1 protein-coding gene is annotated in these 871 nt (G+C 71.5%); it reads left to right on the top strand.

Annotated features, from left to right (window positions below):
- A partial coding sequence (locus tag CGX12_RS19345) for a PD-(D/E)XK nuclease family protein (protein ID WP_176442127.1) occupies positions 1–719 on the top strand: 719 nt, incomplete at its 5' end.
- Between the last annotated feature and the right edge of the window lie 152 nt (positions 720–871).

Here is an 871-nt window from a genome sequence, read left to right on the forward strand (position 1 = left end):
GGCCCAGCCTGCACCGCTTCGCCCGCGGCCCGGCGGCGGGCACCTTCCTGCACGGCCTGCTGGAGCTGGCGCTCAGGGAGCGGCTGGCCGATAACCCCGGGGCACTCCGGGACCAGATCGCCCGGCGCTGCCAGTTGCGCGGGCTCGCCGACTGGACGGATCCCCTGGCGGACTGGCTGCTGGGCCTGCTGGACACGCCTCTGTTCGAGGGCGGGCCGACCCTGGCCGGCCTTGACCACTACCAGCCCGAGATGGAGTTCTGGCTGGAGGTGAGCCGGGTGCCGGTGCAGCGCCTGGACCGGCTGGCGCAACAGGCGGTGCTGCCGGGCCGGGAGCGGCCCGAACTGGCCCCCGATACCTTGAACGGCATGCTCAAGGGCTTTGTCGATCTGGTGTTCGAGCATGAGGGGCGCTACTACCTGGTGGACTACAAGTCCAACTGGCTGGGCCCGGAGGACGAACACTACACCCGGGAGGCCATGGCCGGCCAGGTGCTCAGGCACCGCTACGATCTGCAGTACCTGCTCTACCTGCTGGCCCTGCACCGCCAGCTGCGGCTGCGCCTGCCCGATTACGATTACGACCGCCACATGGGCGGGGCCCTCTACCTGTTCGTGCGCCGCCCCGGCGCGGCCTGGTTCGACCGGCCGCCGAAGGCGCTGATCGAAGGCCTGGACGCCCTGTTCCGCCATCAACAGCCCGAGGAGACAGCGCCATGACGGCTACCATCACGCCCCTGGCCGGCCAGCGGGAACTGCTGGCGCTGCTCGAGCGCTGGCTCGAGCTGGGCTGGCTGCGGCCCCTGGACCGGGCCCTGGCGGGCTTTTTCGCCGGGCTGGACCCGCACGCCGACGCCAGGGTGCTGCTGGCG

It is taken from the genome of Zobellella denitrificans, from assembly GCF_002237365.1.
Lineage (GTDB): Bacteria > Pseudomonadota > Gammaproteobacteria > Enterobacterales > Aeromonadaceae > Oceanimonas > Oceanimonas denitrificans.